16 protein-coding genes are annotated in these 13,502 nt (G+C 62.2%); 7 read left to right on the forward strand and 9 right to left on the reverse strand.

Annotated features, from left to right (window positions below; genetic code table 11):
• Window positions 1-647 precede the first annotated feature (647 nt).
• On the reverse strand, window positions 648-1,487 hold the full coding sequence (locus C4J91_RS07610; protein WP_124361759.1) for a cache domain-containing protein: 840 nt from the start codon (window positions 1,485-1,487) through the stop codon (window positions 648-650).
• Window positions 1,488-1,559: 72 nt separating this feature from the next.
• A complete protein-coding gene (locus C4J91_RS07615) occupies window positions 1,560-2,333 on the reverse strand; it encodes a transporter substrate-binding domain-containing protein (RefSeq protein ID WP_124361760.1) in 774 nt (257 codons plus the stop codon).
• A 206-nt stretch (window positions 2,334-2,539) separates the two neighbouring features.
• Here C4J91_RS07615 and C4J91_RS07620 point away from each other — a divergent pair, with 206 nt between their 5' ends.
• The 4 genes from C4J91_RS07620 (at window position 2,540) to C4J91_RS07635 (ending at window position 5,726) form a co-directional block, all read left to right on the forward strand.
• Window positions 2,540-3,139 carry a class I SAM-dependent methyltransferase gene (locus C4J91_RS07620; RefSeq protein ID WP_124361761.1) on the forward strand — a complete coding sequence of 200 codons (600 nt, stop codon included), beginning with the start codon at window positions 2,540-2,542 and terminating at the stop codon, window positions 3,137-3,139.
• A 122-nt stretch (window positions 3,140-3,261) separates the two neighbouring features.
• The gene (gene rnd / locus C4J91_RS07625) at window positions 3,262-4,395 is read left to right on the forward strand and encodes a ribonuclease D (RefSeq protein WP_124361762.1); all 1,134 of its coding nucleotides are present in this window, start codon (window positions 3,262-3,264) and stop codon (window positions 4,393-4,395) included.
• Entirely contained in the window at window positions 4,392-4,685 is a 294-nt protein-coding gene (locus tag C4J91_RS07630; RefSeq protein WP_124361763.1) for a YcgL domain-containing protein, read from the forward strand. Before rnd ends, C4J91_RS07630 begins: the two co-directional genes overlap by 4 nt.
• A 108-nt stretch (window positions 4,686-4,793) precedes the next feature.
• Window positions 4,794-5,726 (forward strand): D-2-hydroxyacid dehydrogenase, encoded by a 933-nt coding sequence (locus C4J91_RS07635; RefSeq protein ID WP_124361764.1) that lies wholly within the window; start codon window positions 4,794-4,796, stop codon window positions 5,724-5,726.
• A 108-nt stretch (window positions 5,727-5,834) separates the two neighbouring features.
• Here C4J91_RS07635 and C4J91_RS07640 read toward each other — a convergent pair whose 3' ends face one another.
• The gene (locus C4J91_RS07640) at window positions 5,835-6,419 is read right to left on the reverse strand and encodes a nitroreductase family protein (protein ID WP_124361765.1); all 585 of its coding nucleotides are present in this window, start codon (window positions 6,417-6,419) and stop codon (window positions 5,835-5,837) included.
• A 153-nt stretch (window positions 6,420-6,572) separates the two neighbouring features.
• Between C4J91_RS07640 and C4J91_RS07645 the strand changes: the two genes are divergently transcribed.
• Window positions 6,573-7,022 carry a YcgN family cysteine cluster protein gene (locus C4J91_RS07645; RefSeq protein ID WP_003172524.1) on the forward strand — a complete coding sequence of 150 codons (450 nt, stop codon included), beginning with the start codon at window positions 6,573-6,575 and terminating at the stop codon, window positions 7,020-7,022.
• Window positions 7,023-7,035: 13 nt separating this feature from the next.
• Window positions 7,036-8,256 (forward strand): hypothetical protein, encoded by a 1,221-nt coding sequence (locus tag C4J91_RS07650; protein WP_124361766.1) that lies wholly within the window; start codon window positions 7,036-7,038, stop codon window positions 8,254-8,256.
• A gap of 144 nt (window positions 8,257-8,400) precedes the next feature.
• Here the strand turns inward: C4J91_RS07650 and C4J91_RS07655 are convergent, their stop codons facing one another.
• The 4 genes from C4J91_RS07655 to C4J91_RS07670 all read right to left on the reverse strand — a co-directional run bounded on the left by C4J91_RS07655 (window position 8,401) and on the right by C4J91_RS07670 (window position 10,501).
• Complete coding sequence (locus tag C4J91_RS07655; protein WP_124361767.1) at window positions 8,401-8,751, reverse strand: DUF2892 domain-containing protein; 351 nt, start codon at window positions 8,749-8,751, stop codon at window positions 8,401-8,403.
• A gap of 67 nt (window positions 8,752-8,818) precedes the next feature.
• Entirely contained in the window at window positions 8,819-9,286 is a 468-nt protein-coding gene (locus tag C4J91_RS07660) for an RNA methyltransferase (protein WP_124361768.1), read from the reverse strand.
• A 94-nt stretch (window positions 9,287-9,380) separates the two neighbouring features.
• Window positions 9,381-9,755, reverse strand: coding sequence for a YajD family HNH nuclease (locus C4J91_RS07665; RefSeq protein ID WP_124361769.1), 375 nt, complete (start codon window positions 9,753-9,755; stop codon window positions 9,381-9,383).
• A gap of 59 nt (window positions 9,756-9,814) precedes the next feature.
• The gene (locus C4J91_RS07670) at window positions 9,815-10,501 is read right to left on the reverse strand and encodes a spermidine synthase (protein ID WP_058419598.1); all 687 of its coding nucleotides are present in this window, start codon (window positions 10,499-10,501) and stop codon (window positions 9,815-9,817) included.
• 78 nt (window positions 10,502-10,579) lie between these two features.
• Between C4J91_RS07670 and C4J91_RS07675 the strand changes: the two genes are divergently transcribed.
• Window positions 10,580-10,858: a hypothetical protein gene (locus C4J91_RS07675; protein ID WP_124361770.1), complete on the forward strand. Its 279-nt coding sequence runs from the start codon at window positions 10,580-10,582 to the stop codon at window positions 10,856-10,858.
• On the opposite strand, the gene C4J91_RS07680 is transcribed toward C4J91_RS07675, so the two are convergent.
• Window positions 10,855-11,328 carry a cyclic nucleotide-binding domain-containing protein gene (locus tag C4J91_RS07680; protein ID WP_124361771.1) on the reverse strand — a complete coding sequence of 158 codons (474 nt, stop codon included), beginning with the start codon at window positions 11,326-11,328 and terminating at the stop codon, window positions 10,855-10,857. The two genes, C4J91_RS07675 and C4J91_RS07680, sit on opposite strands and share 4 nt — an antisense overlap.
• 112 nt (window positions 11,329-11,440) lie before the next feature.
• The gene (locus C4J91_RS07685) at window positions 11,441-13,483 is read right to left on the reverse strand and encodes a S9 family peptidase (RefSeq protein WP_124361772.1); all 2,043 of its coding nucleotides are present in this window, start codon (window positions 13,481-13,483) and stop codon (window positions 11,441-11,443) included.
• Between the last annotated feature and the right edge of the window lie 19 nt (window positions 13,484-13,502).

Consider the following 13,502-nt stretch of genomic DNA (forward strand, 5'->3'; position numbering starts at 1 on the left):
GTCCTCGCCCCACCACTCGGCACCTCGCTTGGGCTCGGTGTGCCCTCACTCCGGCTTGAATCCGTGGGCCGCCGCCATGCGCCATCCATGGCGCAGGGCGGCTAACCCGGCGTCCTGCCGGGTTACCCACGGATTCAAGCCTGCGTTCGGCCAGCGTGGTTAACGGGGCGACTGAGATCAAGATCCAAAGCAAGAGCAAGAGCAAGATCAAAAGATTGCTGACTTCGTCAGCGTCTGAGGAAGTAGAAGCCACACCGCGCACGCTTCAATGATTAGGTCGGCTCGAAGGCCGCCTCGCTTTTGCTTTTGATTTTGATTTTGATCTTAAGCGCCCCGTTAAACCACGCTGGCCGGAATTCGATAGGGATTTGGGGGGTAAACCGGCAGGACGCCGGTTTAGCCGCCCCGCGCCATGGATGGCGCGTGGCGGCGGCCCCCCAAATCCCTGTCGGATTACGGGCACACCGAGCCTAGGCGAGGTGCCGAGTGGTGGGGCAAGAGCCCTTTGGTTACTTTGGGGCTTTTCCAAAGTGACCCGCCGTAAGGGCGGAACCCTAAGCCGCCGTTACCTGAATAACGGATATGTACTCAATAAAACTCACTACTTGGTCGGCCCAGAGGCCGCCACGAAAAAACGTGCCCCCCAGTCAGGGACTGTAATACCCCACCGCCACCATAAACCGCCCAGCCTTACGCAAATAAGCATGCTTATTCTCAACCCTCCCCGTCACCGGATTCTTCCACCGATATTTGTACTCCCCCTGATCCTGCTCAGTCATCAGCTGAAGAATCGGCTCACCCACAGGCTTCCCATCCGGGTCCTTGACCTTGGCAAAATCCGTATTGATCAAGCGCAGGGTGGTGCCATGCGCCACATAGCGCCGCGTATCCAGGTCCACCACGAACACGTAGAGATCGTCCTGCAGGAAACCACCCTGTAATGAGTTGATCGCCTTGAGCGTCCCCGCTTCATCCTTCACCAGCGCGTTCACCGCTTTGTTGCGCAGCGCCCGTGCCTGTTCCGGCGTAGCCCGTGGCAGGTAATAGCCGACCGCCAGGATGCGCTCGCCCACGCGCTGGTAAAACACGTGCTTATGCTCGACCTTGCCGTCATTCCAGTTCTCCCAGCGGTAATCGGCCTGCTGGATACCCTGGCCTTCGGGCGCGCTGATCGCTTGCTTGAACGAAGCCTGCAGATCAGGCCCAAGTACCTCGGACACGTCTCGACCGATCAGGGCCGAAGAGGGGCCGCCACTGGCCAGCAGCACGCCTTTGGTATCGACCACGAATACGTAGCGGTCCTGGTCGATGAACTCACCTTGGCGGCTGAAAGCGGCCAATGCCTTGTCACCGTTGCTCTGGTAGTACGCCAGGGCTTTTTCCAGCAGCGCCTTGGCCGCCTGGGCCTCCGCATCCTGGGCCGTGGCGGCGTGCACCTGGCTACAGCACAACAGCAACAGCCAGGTGAATCGCAACAGTGTGTTCATTTATCCATCCCTCGATTTTGTTGGAATGACAAGAGCGTAGACGGTCGGCGAGGGAATCGTGGCGCAAGCTGATCAAGGCGCCGCCAGCCACTGACTGACAATGCCGTCATACACCCCGGTCGCCACGCTCAGGTGCAACCATTGGTCGACGTAGCTTTTCCAGGCCACGTCATCGCGCGGCAGCAGGAAGGCTTTCTGGCTGTACTGCATCTGCCGCTCGGGGTTGACCGCGCACAGCCCCGGTTTTTGCTTTTGCTGGTACCGCGCTTCGCTGGCGTCGGTGATCATCACGTCGGCCTTGCCCGCCAGCAGTTCGTCAAAAATCGTCACGTTATCGTGCAGGCGTATCTGCGCCTGGCCCAGGTGGGTGCGGGCAAACACTTCGTTGGTGCCACCCGCCGGCTCGATCACCCGCACCTGAGGCTGGTTGATCTGTTCGACGCTCTGGTAGCGCTGCACGTCGGCGCAGCGCACCAGCGGGATCTTGCCGTCGACGCCGAGCGGCTGGCTGAAGAAGGCTTTTTTCTGGCGTTCCAATGACACCGAAATCCCGCCCACGGCAATGTCGCAGCGTTGCGCCAGAAAATCCGGCATCAGGGTTTTCCAGGTGGTGGGCACCCAGGTGATCGTCGCGTTGAGGCTCTTGGCCAGGGATTCGGCCATGGCGATATCAATGCCTTGATAGTGGCCATCGGCACGCAGCGAGGTGTAGGGCATGTAGTCGCCGGTGGTGCACACCGTCAGCGTGCCACGCTCGATGACCTCATCCAGGCGAGACGCGCTGGTATCGGCCAGGGCGGTGGTTGCCATGCTCGCCAGTACACACAGGGCTAGAGGTGCTTTCATGCGGTCGAATCCTTGGGGCAGGTCGGGTGGTCATTATTGACAGCGCGGGGCAGGGGAACAAGCTGCGCCGGCGGTTTAGCCCAATGGAATGGCGTCCCGAATCTTCAACGGAAGACCCGGCGGGCTTTCGACCTTTTTTTCACGTTGCAGTGGTTAAGCTGCGGACCAAGGTCGTTCTACTTCCGTTATAGCCACATGAGCCCGCGATGTCGTCACAGCCTCCATCCTCCATCGAGACCGAATTCACCGAGCGCCATGACCGTGAGCATGCCAGGGTCTGCGGTGATACTCGTCCGCCCGGGCTGTTGCAGCGCCTGGCCGCATGGCGCGATGCGCGGTTGGTGCGCCATGCGTTGAAGGTCGCCGGGGAGCCGGGGTTGATCCTGGACCTGGCCTGCGGCTCCGGGCGGTTCTGGCCGGTGCTGGGCGAGCACGTCAATCGGGTGATCCTGGCGTCGGACAATTCCCAGCAAATGCTCGACCATGCCCGCACCCACCATCCGGCGGCGCTGCTCAAACGCGTCAAGACATTCCCCGGCTCGGCGTTTTCCATCGGCCTCTCAGCGAATGCGGTGGATTGCATCTTCTGCCTGGAGTTGTTTCGCCATGTGCCCAGCACCGAGGTGCGCCTGGTGTTGCTGCGCGAATTTCACCGGGTCAGTCGCGATACCGTGATTGTATCCGTGGACGCGCGTACGCCGGTTGAGGAGGAGTTCCGCCAGGCGGGCTTCAAGGTTTTGAACCACCGGGAGTTCCTGCCTGGCTCCAAGCTCTGGTGTGTCTACGTCCTGCGTAAGAGGGGATAACTCCCGCCTGTCGGATTATTCGCCGTCTCCTGTCTGAGTTTTCATGGTTGCCTGTGCACTGCGGATGCTCGCAAGCCCCTTTCGCGATATATACTGCGCGCCATTCTTCAAGGGAGAGCCGTGTGGCCATCGATATTCACTGGATCTGCGACAACGATAGCCTCGGCCAGCATTGCGCCGAATGGCAGCAGTTGCCATTCGTCGCCCTCGACACCGAATTCATGCGGGTCGACACCTTCTATCCCATTGCCGGGCTGATCCAGATCGGTGATGGTGTGCGCGCTTACCTGATCGATCCGCTGACCATCGACAACTGGCAACCCTTGGCCGCCTTGCTGGAAGACCCAGGCGTGATCAAGGTGGTACACGCCTGCAGCGAAGACCTGGAAGTGCTGTTGCGCCTGACCGGCAGCCTGCCGGCGCCGTTGTTCGACACCCAATTGGCTGCGGCTTACCTGAACCTGGGTTTCTCCATGGGTTACTCGCGCCTGGTGCAAGCGGTACTCGATATCGACCTGCCCAAGGGCGAGACGCGCTCGGACTGGCTGCAGCGGCCATTGTCCGAAACCCAGGTGAGCTACGCCGCCGAAGACGCCGTGCACCTGGCCGAGGTGTATATCCGCCTGCGCCCGCGTCTGTCGGATGACAAGTACGCCTGGGTGCTGGAAGACGGTGCCGAACTGGTGGCCAACCTGCGTCGCGAAGTCGACCCGTACGAGGTGTACCGCGACGCCAAGCTGGCGTGGAAGCTGTCGCGCGCCCAACTCGCCGTACTGCGTGAACTGTGCGCCTGGCGCGAACAGCAGGCCCGTGCCCGTGACCTGCCGCGCAACCGCATCATCCGTGAACACTCATTATGGCCCCTGGCCAAATCCCAGCCGGATAACCTCGCCGCCCTGGGCAAGATCGAAGACATGCACCCGCGCACCGTGCGTCAGGACGGCCAGTTCCTGCTCGACCTGATCAAGCGTGCGGGCAGCGTGCCCATGGACCAATGGCCGCCTGCGGTGCCTGAACCGCTGCCGGTCGACGCCGCCGCGCTGATCAAGCAACTGCGCGCCCTGGGCCAGGCTGAAGCCGAACGCCTGGACATGGCCCCGGAGCTGATGCTGCGCAAGAAAACCCTCGAAGCCCTGGTTAAAAGTGGCTACCCCGATGGGCCTTACCAATTGCCAGACTCGCTGCGTGGCTGGCGCCGCGAGTTGATGGGCCAGGCGCTGCTCGACAGCCTGGCCACTGCCGGAGAACAGCCTTGAAACGTATCTGCTCCATTTATCGCAGCTTGAAAAAAGACGGCATGTACCTCTACGTCCTCAAAAGTGACGCCCTGGAGCGGGTGCCGGAGCCGTTGATGGTGGCCTTCGGCAAGCCGCATCACGCGTTCGACATGGTGCTGACACCGCAGCGCAAGCTGTCGCGCGAAGACATCGTCGTGGTCCTGGAAAACCTCGACAAGCAGGGCTACCACCTGCAAATGCCGCCGGCCGAGGACGAGTACATCGAACACTTGCCCGAAGAGCTGCTGCGACGCAACGACCCGATGTGATCGGTGGGTGCCCGGTGCCGGGCACATTCTTCAACGCAATCGTATTGAGTTGGCGCTGGCCGTAAGGATGCGGGCGGCCGTCTGCACTGTTTTTGAAAGGTTTGAACCATGCGTGTTCTGATTGCTGAACAGGATCACCCGCTCTACGCCCAATTGCTTCGCGAAGCCGCGCCCGACCTCGAGGTGCTGACCAGCGGCGACTCGGCCGAACTCTCGCGCCTGGCCGCCGATTGCCCGGTGTGGCTGGGCCAGCCGGACCTGCTGGCGACGCTGTTGCGCCAGGGCCATCACCCGCAATGGCTGCAATCGACCTGGGCCGGCATCACGCCGCTGCTGGCTGAAGGCCTGCCGCGTGATTATCGCCTGACCCGTGCGGTCGGTATCTTTGGCCAGGTCATGGCCGAATTCATCCTGACCTACATGCTCGGTCACGAACGTGAAGTGCTGGCGCGGCTGGTCAGCCAGGTCGAGCGCAAGTGGGACAACCGCTTGGGCCAGAGCCTGGCGGGGCGCAAGGTGCTGGTCGTCGGTACCGGCGATATTGGCCAGAGCGTGGCGCAGTTCCTGCTGCCGTTCGGCGTCAAGCTGTATGGCATCGCCAGCCAGGCCCGCGAGCAGGCGCCATTTATTGAAGTCGCCGGGCTCGATCAATTGGGCCGGCTGGTGGGCGAGGTGGATTATGTGATCAACCTGCTGCCCAACACCCCCGAAACCCATGATCTGTACGACGCGGCCCTGTTCAAGCAATTCAAGCCGACCGGGCTGTTTATCAACGTCGGGCGCGGCGTGGCGGTGGTCGATGCCGATCTGGTCGAAGCCCTGAAAGAAGGGCACCTGGCTGGAGCGGTGATCGATGTATGTCGCCAGGAACCGCTGCCGCAGCGCCACCCGTTCTGGACGGCGTGGGGCTTATTGTTGACCGGGCACAGCTCGGCGCCGACCTCGCCGTCGATGATGGTGGAGCTGTTCGTGCAGAACGTGCGTGCCTATCAAGCCAAGCAAGGACTGCGCGGCGAAGTGGATTTCGAGCGCGGTTACTGAACCGCAGCAGTACAAATGTGGGAGGGGGCTTGCCCCCGATAGCGGTGGGCCAGTCAGTACATTAGCCGGCTGACACTCCGCCATCGGGGGCAAGCCCCCTCCCACATTTCAGAGACTGAAATCACCCTCCGAAACAAGCTCGCTCAGCGGCTTGCGCGGGCTCGGCGCCTCACGCCCTTGCAGGTACTCCGGCAGGCTCGATTTATCCCCCAGCTTGCCGATGGCCACGGCGGCATGCAGTGCATACCCTTCTGGAATCTTCAGCTCTTTGCGGGTCAGCTCCTGATCGAAGCCGGCCATGCCGTGGGTGTGCCAGCCGCTCAGGCTGGCTTGCAGGGCCAGGTGACCCCAGGCGGCGCCGGTGTCGAAGGTGTGCCACAAGGCCGGGGTTTCTTCCTTGGCACCGGGGGCGATGAAGTCGGTTTTCGAGGCGATGATCACCAGCGCCGACGCATGCTGCGCCCAGCCCTGGTTGAATTCATTGAGCAGGCCCAGGAAACGCTGCCAATCCGGCGTGTCACGACGGGCATAGAGAAAACGCCATGGCTGCGAGTTGTACGCCGAAGGGGCCCAACGCGCCGCTTCGAAGAAGCTCAGCAGGGTTTCCTGAGGAATGCTCTCGCCGGTAAAGGCGCGCGGCGACCAGCGGTCGATAAACTGGGGGTGGATCGGGTAGTCGGCAACACGGGTCATAAGCAGTTCCTGATCGTCGATTCGGCGCTCAAAACTACTGCGCCGCTACTAGACTGACAAGTGTTGTTACACCGCCAGTCGACAGCGCTTGGCCCCAGGGGGCTTGGGCACTAGACTGGCGGCCTTTTCACCTACCGATACTGATGCAGAGCCATGGCCGCCAAAGTCGAACCTTTCTGGATACGCAAAACCCTCGAACACCTCGACCAGGAGGAATGGGAGTCGTTGTGCGACGGCTGTGGCCTGTGCTGCCTGCAAAAGCTTGAGGATGAAGACGACAACAGCGTCTATTACACCCGCATCGCCTGCAAACTGCTGGACCTGAAAACCTGCCAGTGCACCGACTATCCCAACCGTCGCGCGTCGGTGCCCGACTGCATCCAGCTCACACCCGGCCAGGCCGACCAGTTCAAATGGCTGCCGCCCACCTGCGGCTATCGCCTGGTCAGCGAGCGCAAGGATTTGCCGCTGTGGCACCACCTGGTCTGTGGCGACCGCGACGCCGTGCACCACGAACGCATTTCCCAGTCCGGGCGCATGCTCAGCGAAGGCAGCGTGCCAGAGGACGACTGGGAGGATTACCTGATCTTCCGCGCAGGTTGAACGAGGAATGTGTATGAGGGTGGGATTCAAGCTGGCGACCGCTGCCGTGTTGCTGGCGCTGAGCATGCCGGCGTGGGCCGCCAAGAAAGTCGACCTGGATTACCACGTCAAACTCCTGCCCCAGAGCGATCAGGCCGAGGTGCGCGTGAGCCTGTCCCAGGGTTCCGCCGTGCGCAGCCTGGATTTTGACCTGGGCCAGGACGGCGACTACAGCGACTTCAAGGCCGATGGGCAATGGAAAGTCACTGGCCATCGTGGCCACTGGCAACCCGGCGCCGACAAGGCCAGCCTGACCTACCGCGTACGCCTCACCCAGGCGCGCAAGCCGGGCAGCTATGAAACGCGGATGACGCCAGGCTGGGCGCTGTTTCGTGGCGATGACCTGGTGCCCGCCGCACGGCTGGACCAGCAGGACGGGGTGGAGTTGGTCGCGCGGCTGATGTTCGAACTGCCGCCGGGTTGGAAAAGCGTCGAGACCGCTTGGCCGCGTATCGGCAAGAACCGGTTTCGCATCGACAACGTATCCCGCCTGTTCGACCGCCCCACCGGCTGGATGCTCGCCGGTAACCTGGGCAGCCGCCGCATGCGCCTGGGGGAAACCGAGGTCACCGTGACCTCGCCCAAGGGCCAGGGCATGCGGCGTATGGATGTGCTGACGCTGCTGACTTTCGTGTGGCCGCAGGTGGAAGCCGCATTCCCGCGCCACCCGGCCAAATTGCTGGTGGTGGGCGCCAGCGATCCGATGCGCCGTGGCGCAGTTTCGGCGCGTGACTCGATCTACCTCAACAGCCGCACGCCGCTGGTCAGCGAAGACGGCAGCAGCCCGTTGATCCGCGAAGTGGTGCAGGCCATCGCCCGCTTCAATGACCACGACAGCAGTGACTGGATCAGCGAAGGCCTGGCCGGCTACTACGCCATTGAACTGGTACGCCGCGCCGGGGGCATCACCGATGAGCGGTATCAAGCGATACAGGCGCGCCTGGCGAAAGAGGGCAAGGACGTGACGCGCTTGCGTGGGGAGCACGTCAGCGGCGCGACGGTGTCACGGGCCGTGGTGGTGTTGCAGGAGCTGGACCGAGAGATTCGCGTGAAAACCCATAACAAGCGCTCGCTGGATGACCTGGCGCAGGCGGTGATGCGGGCCGATAGCATTACGACACCGGAGTTTGTGCAGTTGGCCGAGCGCATCATTGGTGAGTCGTCGGTGGTACTCGACAGCAAGTTATTACGCTGAGCCACAGCCCTGCACAAAGCAAAATGTGGGAGGGGGCTTGCCCCCGATAGCGGTGGTTCAGTCATTGGATGCGGTGACTGACACTCTGCTATCGGGAGCAAGCCCCCTCCCACATTTGAATCTCCAGCAGATCTATAGCCGGGATCAGCCAGTGGTTTTAACGGCCTTTTCAGCCGCCACTTCAGCCTTGGTTTTCAAGTTCTGCAGCTCCGCGCCAGCGCGCTCGATTTTCGTGCGGACGCTGTTCATTTCCTGGCGGCCTTGCTCCAGCTTGTCCTTGAGCGAACTGTGCCCGGTGAAACCCCGAGCCAGCGCCACGCCACCAATCGCCACCTGGATCAGCCCGAAGAGCCCGCCACGGCGCAGGCCTTTGCCTACCATCATCACGCCGCCGGCCACCGAGCCGATGCGCTCCCAGCCGTGCACGTTCTGTGTACGCGGGGCTTCAGGCTGCTGATGTTCGATGAAAGGTCGCAGGGTTTTGCTGTCGCTCATGGTCTGTCTCCTACAAAGGCAAGTGTAAGTAGCTGACTGTTCTCGAGGGCCGGATGTTCCCGATATTTCAGTACTTGGGGCCCGAGCGGGTGTTGTTGCCCTTGGCCAGGCGGTCGTAGAGCACCACGTTGACGGTGGCGGCAAGGTTCATGCAGCCGGTGGTCGGAATGTAGACGACGTCTTCGCACCAGTCGCGAATGTCTTTATCCAGCGAGCCGTCTTCCGGGCCGAAGACATACAGCGCGCGGTCGGGGTGGGTGTATTCGGGCAGCGGGCGGGCGCCTTCCACCAGTTCCACGGCGACGGGGATACAGCCCAGGGGCAGAATCTTCTTCAGGTCATCGATGCCGATCAGCGGAATGTCGTGGTGAACCTTCTTGGTGTCGGTGATGAAGTCCCGCGCGCGCTCGTAACGCACGCCGGTATAGAACACCGAAGCCACACCGTAGCAGCCGGCGGCGCGCATCACCGAGCCGACGTTTTCAGGGGATTTGGGGTTGTACAGGCCGATGCAGCTGTAGCGTTTATTGCCCACGGGGGTGCCTTTAAAAAGGCAGCATTATAGCGGCAAGCTGCAAGCTGCAAGTAAAAGCAGGCGGCTTTTTCTTGCAGCTTGCAGCTTGTAGCTTTCAACTGCCTTTCTTCATCAACCCCGCCAACGCCGCAAACGGGTTGTGCGTGGCCTTGGCAATCGTCGGGCTGCTGGTGGAGCCTTCGCCGAAATACTGCTGGTCGGTATAGCGCGAATGTTCGTTGTCATGGCAGTACAGGCAGAGCAATTCCCAGTTGGAGCCGTCCTGGGGGTTGTCGTCATGATTGTGGTTGCGGTGGTGCACGGTCAGTTCACTCAGGCGCTTGCCGGCGAACTCACGAGCGCAGCGGCCGCACACGTGAGGGTACATTTTCAGGGCTTTGTCGCGGTAGCCCATTTCCCGGTCGCGCTGGGCGTCGGCGAGGATGCGGTCCAGCTTGGCGGTGTGGGAGGGCGGATTGGTCGAGCTCATCATGGCTCCTGGCTATTGGGTGGTCACGGACAGGTTGATTCTAGCTAATCACAGCGCAATTAGCCCTTGAGCTTTTCCGCAATCCAGATGGTATGCCGCGTGCCCTTGTTGCCGTGGGCAAACACCTGCACTTCCTCGGCCTTGAAACCGGCCTTGCGCAGTTTGTCGCTGAACAGTTTGTCGGCGCTGGCTGACCACACCGCCAGCACGCCCTTGGGGCGCAGCGCCTTGGCGCAGGCGGCCAGGCCGCCGGCAGAATACAGCCAGCTGTTGGCCTTCTGCGTGAGGCCTTCAGGGCCATTATCGACGTCGAGCATGATCGCATCAAAGCCCTGGGGCTCGGCTTGCAACACCTTGGCCACGTCTTCCAGGCGGATCACCGTGCGCGGGTCAAGCAAAGGGCGGCCGGACTTTTCGCCCAGCGGCCCACGATTCCACTCCACCACGCCCGGGACCAATTCCGCCACCACCACTTCGGCGCTCTTGCCCAAGTGCTTGAGCGCCGAGGCGAGAGTGAATCCCATGCCCAGGCCGCCGATCAGCACCCGAGAGCCTGGGCGCCCCGCGACCTTGCGGCACGGAATTTCCGCCAGGGCGTCTTCGGAACCGTGCATGCGCGTGTTCATCAACTGGCCACCGTCGCCGCCCTGGATCTTGATGACGAAATCCTCGCCATATTCGAACAGGCACAAGGCACCGCCGTTGTCGGGGATCGGAGTGGTGTCCAGCAGAACGAAACGTTTCATGGAAATCTCATTGGGAAGGGCATTCTTGCGCGGTTGGGAGTAGCCTTACGACATTCCGGTCAGGCCATGGAGCCATCGATGAAGTGCAGCATTCTAACGGTCATTGTGCTGGGCGCGCTCACATTGGGTGCGGCGCAGGCACAGGAGTCGCAAACCGTACCGGTCGCCCCCGCACCCACCCCCGGCGCGCCGGGCACGCCAACGCCCACGTTGTACCCGCAGCTCACGCCGCCCGTCGTGCCCAAGACCAACGGCTCGCCGCCTCTGGTACCCATCGTGCTGCCGGCGCCGCCCAAGGACCAGACCGTGCCGGGCCTGCAGCAGAACGACAGCAAGCCGAAGACGCCTGGCGGTTAAAACTGTTGCGCCAGTAATTGCCCGTCAGCCATGCGCAAACGCTTGGACAGGGCGATGGCAATCGCGCGGATGATCTTGGCCGCTACCCTGGGCGCTTCGTTGAGCATTTTCTCCAGGGCGTCCTTGCCCAGGTTCAGCAGCACACAGTCGGTGGCCGCCATGCAGCTGGCCGAGCGCCGTTCGCCGTCGAGCACCGCCATCTCGCCAAAAGCCCGGCCGCTGCGCAGGGTGGCGATGGTCAGGCGTTGGCCCGCGTGGTTGGTTTTCTGCACCGCCACCTGGCCGCTATGGAGGATGCACATGAAGGTGCCGGCATCGCCCTCGAGGAAAATCACCTCATCCTGGGCAATGCTGCTGATATTGAAGTAGCCCGCGGCGATATGAAAATCTTCCGGTAGCAGCGGGTCGAACAGGCCGCAGTCCATCAGCATGTCGCGGATTTCTTGGTTGAGCAGGGTGGGTTCTGACATAGCTGCAATCTTGGTCCATCAATTCGGTAGGCGGTCCTGTGTTCAGACGGGACCGCCTTGCACTAAGTTCTTAAAACAGTGTTCTTAAAACAGTGTTCTTAAATCAACGTTCTTAAATCAGTGCAAGCGCCTTGAACACAAAGGCGTATTCGAGCGCTACGTCACGTAATCCCTGGTAACGGCCACTCATGCCACCGTGACCGGCACCCAGCTCGGTCTTGAGCAGCAGCAGGTTGTCGTCGGTCTTGGTGTCGCGCAATTTGGCCACCCACTTGGCCGCTTCCCAGTACTGCACGCGGCTGTCGTTGTAACCGGCGATCACCAGCAGGTGCGGGTAGGCCTGGGCCCGCACGTTTTCGTAAGGCGCATACGCCTTGATGCGCGCATACACTTCGGGCTGCTGCGGGTTGCCCCATTCGTCGTATTCGGTGACGGTCAGCGGCAGGTCCGGGTCGAGCATGGTGTTGAGCACATCGACAAACGGCACTTCGGCGATCGCCGCCTGGAACAGTTTCGGGCGCTGGTTGAGCACGGCACCGATCAACAGGCCGCCGGCGCTGCCGCCGCTGATCGCCAGTTGCCTGGCGGTAGTCAGGCCCTGGGCGATGAGGTGTTCTGCGCAGGCGATGAAATCGCTGAACGTGTTCTGCTTGTGTTCCTGCTTGCCGTTGCGATACCAGGCTTCACCCAGTTCGCCGCCGCCGCGCACATGCGCGATGGCAAACGCCACGCCACGGTCGAGCAGGCTCAGGCGTGCGTGGGAGAACCACGGGTCGAGGCTTTGGCCGTAAGCGCCGTAGCCATACAGGTACAACGGCGTCGGCTTGCCGAGCTGGTCACGCTTGACCACCAGGCTGATCGGCACCTGGGTGCCGTCGGCGGACGTGGCCCACAGGCGCTGGCTGACGTAGTCGTCGGCATTGAATGCGCCGAGTACCGGGGTTTGCTTGAGCACCTGTTGAGCGCCGCTGGCCAGTTCCAACTGGCGCACCTGGGCCGGGCGGTTCAGGGCTTCATAGCGCAGGCGGACCTTGTCGCTGATAAATTCCAGGCTGTCCTGTACGTAGAGGCTGTAAGCCGCGTCAGGCAATTCCACGCGATAGGCCGGCACGCCCTCGGGGTGCACTTCGATCACTGGCAGGCCACCGATGCGCAGGCTCAAGGTCATGGCGCTGGCATTCAGGCTGATGCCGTCCAGCATCACCTCGTCGCTGTGGGGGATCAGGTTCTGCCAGTCGGCTTCGGTGGGCACCGTGCCGGTGTCGGCGGCAACGAACAGCGCGTAATTGATGCCGTCGCGGTTGCTGCGGATAAACCAGGTCCATTGGCCGTTCAGCTGGCCGTGGTCGACATCGTATTCATGGTCTTCTACCCGTGGCGCCAGGCAGGTAAAACCCAGGTGCGGCTGGTCGGCGTCCAGTGCCCAGATTTCGCTGGTGGTCTTGCTGCCCAGGGCCAGCAGCAACTGGCGCTCGGAGCTGGAACGGTAGCAATGCAGGAAGAAACGTCCGTCGGGTTCGTGGAACACTTCCTGCGCCGCTGTGCCGTCCAGGCGGTAGCGGTAGAGTTTGTGCGGGCGATGGGTGTCGTCCAGTTCGCCGAAGAACAGCGTGAGGCTGTCGTTGGCCCAGGTCATGCTGCCGTCGCAGTTGTCGAACGCCAGCTCGCTGACCTTGTCGGTGGCCAATTCCTTCACGAACAGGGTGTAGATCTCTTCACCGCTGGTGTCGAGGCTGTAGGCCAGGCGCTGATGGTCGGGGCTGATGCTGAACGCGCCGAGGGAGAAAAACCCGCCATTGGCCAGCTCGTTCGGGTCCAGCAGCAGTTCTTCGCTGTGTTCATCTACCTGGTTGCTGTCATCGGCCGGGCGGCGGCAGCGGTAGTGACGCGCGTATTCGTCACCGGCGGTGGTGCGGGTGTAGTACAGATACGGGCCCCAGGGGGAGGGCAGGGACAAGTCGGTTTCCAGGATACGGCCCTTGATCTCTTCGAACAGGCTCTCGCGCAGCGCCTGCTGGTCGGCGAGCTGCGCCTCTTGCCAGGCGTTTTCGGCCTTGAGGTAATCGAGGACGTCGCGGCTGTCACGCTCCTGCAGCCAGGCGTACGGGTCTGGGCCTGGGGCCTTGCGGGCAATCGGTGCGGTCGAAATAGGCATGGATAATTCTCTATCGGGC

The organism is Pseudomonas sp. R3-52-08, from assembly GCF_003851745.1.
Lineage (GTDB): Bacteria > Pseudomonadota > Gammaproteobacteria > Pseudomonadales > Pseudomonadaceae > Aquipseudomonas.